We start from the raw sequence: 3,760 nt of genomic DNA on the forward strand, positions 1-3,760 counted from the left end.
AGATTGCCGTCAGGCAAAGTAATGGCCGCGTCGTCGATGTGCGCAGGATTGGAAGGAGATAGTTCAGGGTCGTTCGGTCCGAACCCGGACAGAGGACATTCAGAGGCTGCGAGTCCGTAGCCAAGCTGGGCATGAACGAGCCATCAAATACCTGGCTGTCGTTACGAAAGATGGCAGAATAAACAAGAGATCATGAACGTACGATGCTATCGACGCGCCGTGCTTTCAAAGATGCGGATAGGCGCACTCAGGGCGGCTCCCGTCACCGTGCCGATTACCAAGCCGGCTTCGACGGCGGTAGCACCAAAATTGCCGGGTATGTTTGGATCGKCGTCAGAGAGTGATTGCCCTCTCAGCAGCCGCTCGCCAAAGAGCCGGACGACTTCAGGGCTTGTCGCGAACTGCGTGTGATTGAGACTGTCACCATTTCGCAGCGCACTGAGGTCATACACCGTAATCCCGGATGCCATCTTTAATTGGGCTTTATAGCTTGCGTCCGTAAGATCCACTCCGCCAACGCGCGTCACTTGCCCAGATATCAGTCGGGAAAGCCGAAGCGCTCTGTCATTTGCCGACACGAAGATCGATATATGTGGCCGTTCTTGGCCGATGTCGATCAGCTGCTTCCGAAAGACATCAATATCGAGATCCGGCGAAGCGAGAATGACGTCCGTGATCTTGGGCGATATCCGCCTGCCTTGCTTCGCTATGTCACGCAGGGCTTCCATCACCGGCCAACTGCCCATTGAATGAGCCATGATCGTGATCTCGGATACGTCGGGGCTATTGACCGCCTGTTGAATGACGTAGCCCAATTCGGAGCGGGAAAAATTGGTGCTTTCCCTATCGTAATTGTAGTCTAGCAAAGCCCCACGCGATGGCCAGGAAAACAGTACAGGGGTCACCTCGGCGCGCGAGTCGTGGACAATTTGCGCGAAACGAAAGACCGCGTCTTCGAAACGCGTGTTGAAGCCATGCACGAAGATTAGAACGCGCCTGCCACTCACCGCATGCTCCCGATACCAGGTTCGGATGTCCCGAACGTTGACGGTATCTACGGCAGTGGTCACAAAGTTTCGCTCAGGGTCGCCTGGAAGCCGACGCGGCCATTGGATTGTTCCCGGATTGCGGTTGGGTGGAATTGAGACGACGATGTTGGCGAGGTTAAGATCGTGACCCCGCTCGCCCGTAAAGAATACGCCCTTTTGCGACGTTGGCGCTCGAGTCGTCGCAACCAGCAAATCAACCTTGGCCGCGCCAGACGCCGCGGTGTTGACGGGCGCAAGGACACCCCGGGCTGGTGACGCGCATGCCGCAACACCGCCCACCATGAAGATGAGCGCGATTGTACGGAGTATCAAAATGCTTCGACTGAACACCAAGTGCCTATCCAATGCGCCATCAACCGTTGGCAGCGCGCCCGTTAATACAGGAACCAACCAATTCCGATCGCARCTGCAACACCGATCAGRAACACKACGGTGAACGTGAAGGGCCCGACGTTYACGCCSAGTTTTCTCARCCGCTCGTCCAGATCATCATGACGCATCGAAAACCTCATCGTTGGTGCAGATCAACCGTGAAGCYTGCGTAACAGCAAYCCRAGGCGTTCTTCAGGAGCTGCGGTGGCGATTTCGCCKGCTGGMCTGCTCGGCACACCGCTCTTGCGGCCCGCTCTCACTTCGCTTGGCGTATAGCCGAACTCCCTCTTGAATGCCCGGCTGAACTCTGCGCCATCACTGAAACAKCGCTGCTCRGCGATCTCGATAATGCGGCGTTTGTCGTTCGGGTCGGCCAATGCTGCGTGTGCATCGAGGAGCCGCTGGTGCTGCAGGTAATGCATCACGCCGCCGAATGGCTCGAACATTYGATAAAGCCCTGTGCGTGAAATCGCGAGGTCACGCCGCAAGACCTTGGCATTGAAGGATGGATCGAACAATCTGGATTGCACTATATGGCGTGCCTTTTCGAGCAACACGCGGGCGATAGGTGCTTGAGCCTCCTCGATGTTGCCTGGAGATGGCAGGAGGCACGCCCGGATCATCGCCTGCGTCGCACCCACGAGTTCAGGGAGATTGTCGGCCTCGACCGCTGGCAGCCGCTTGGCCAATCCGATGAAGTAGTCGGACAATAGCCGTCCCATCGCCGTGTCTACAGAGGAGAATTCGGCCGCGCTGAGGGCACGAGCCACTTCTGGATCGGAATCTCGGGGAACAAACAGCACCAGCATGTCGCTATCTGTTACACTCCCCTCAAACCAGCGTCCCAGCGAATGGACCTGKACGATRCCGGCGCCGCCTTGAAAGCTTCCTGCGGGACCCTCGGTGGTGATCGAACCGTCGAGTGGAAGGGTCAATGCCCAGTGATCGAGCGCTTCCCTGCGTGTGTGACCTGGGACACTTGCAAACTCGAGTGCGCTGGTTCTGATCCGCGAGAACGCCAGGCTGCCGAGATCCCAGACCGTTTGCTTTCCTTCAAAGCCACGAGACCTGTCCCTGCATTCGCCGAGCTCGAGCATCGAGGAGAAGCTATTGCGCCAGGATTCATACTGATGGTCAATCGGCACGCCGCTGGTATCGAACTTGAACGCGGGAATAGAAAATGCGCCGGAAGACGACCGCYTCGGTTGAGGAGGAGGGCAGTTGATGGCAGACCCCGCTGCCGCGTGTGCAAAGTTTCGATCGAGCGATGCAGCCGATGGCGCGACTTGATCATGCGCGTTCATGATTTCACCATTTGTCGTACTCGGAACAACGTGCCAATAGGTGGCGCTGTCTCATTGTTAGAGACGRGCATACGAATACTTCGATCCATTTTGTTGGGGGAAGTACAGGCATGGCTGCTCCAAAAAACCACAAGAGTAAGGTATCGCGCAGTTACAAATGCYCGACTTCMCAAGTGTGGCACAACTCCGGCAGTCTGTTCAGTACGTAACTGTTACGAAACRRGTTGCAMAAACGGTGGCCTCTCTACCTGAACGTGTTCGAAATTAGATCGAAGTTCTGTCGGAATTGTCAAAAGCCTTTGCCGACAGCAACACGGCAATCCATTTCGCCACGGAYGATTTCTCGCAGTMGATGATGAACGCGATGAGWATGGGGACGCCAATGAATGCGCCTGGGAACAGGGACATGTGCCGTATCAACCGCTGGCGCTAACCCTGCTCAATTGACGAGAAAGCCGATCGCGAACGCATTTGCGATATCGATGAAAAAAGCTGACACCAGTGGTAGGATAATGAAGGCCATCGGTGCCGCGCCGTGCAGTTTGGTAATGGCAGTCATATTGGCGATGGCAGTCGGCGTCGCCCCAAGGCTTATGCCACTGAAGCCGCCGGCAATCACCGCGGCGTCGTAGTTGCGACCCATCAGCGGGAATACAACGAAGAGTATGTAGGCAATCGCTGCAACCGTCTGGAGCGCGAGGATCAGAAGCAGCGACGGCCCAAGCCCTCCGAGGGTCCAGAGTTGCATGCTCATCAGCGACATTGCAAGAAAGATGCTCAGCGAAAGGTCGGAGACAAGGGCCAACGCGCGCGTCCGCGTCGGCCAGAACAGGGTCGGCATGATCCGCGGAATTACATTGGTCAAGACGATGGCAGACAGGAGGCAGGCGACGAAGAGGGGTAGACGAAACCCCAAGTCAGCCAATAGCTCATCGACCGTGTAGCCGATAAGGACCGCAACGTTGAGGACGAGGATGGTGCGCAGCAGCGTAATATGGTTGAGGTCGTCTTCTATGACGTCGTCATCCCCTAATC

Annotated in this window: 3 protein-coding genes; all 3 read right to left on the minus strand. The window is 56.5% G+C overall.

All coding sequences use genetic code 11. From position 1 onward, the window contains the following. Window positions 1–206: 206 nt before the first annotated feature. Window positions 207–1,361, minus strand: a complete 1,155-nt coding sequence (locus ACXJ5O_RS21310; protein ID WP_457301635.1) for an alpha/beta hydrolase — start codon at window positions 1,359–1,361, stop codon at window positions 207–209. A 212-nt stretch (window positions 1,362–1,573) separates the two neighbouring features. Then, entirely contained in the window at window positions 1,574–2,725 is a 1,152-nt protein-coding gene (locus ACXJ5O_RS21315; protein WP_457301636.1) for a helix-turn-helix domain-containing protein, read from the minus strand. 439 nt (window positions 2,726–3,164) lie between these two features. Further along, the coding region (locus ACXJ5O_RS21320) for a sodium/glutamate symporter (protein ID WP_457301637.1) at window positions 3,165–3,760 on the minus strand (596 nt) is incomplete at its 5' end.

This window comes from Phyllobacterium sp. P5_D12, from assembly GCF_054049495.1.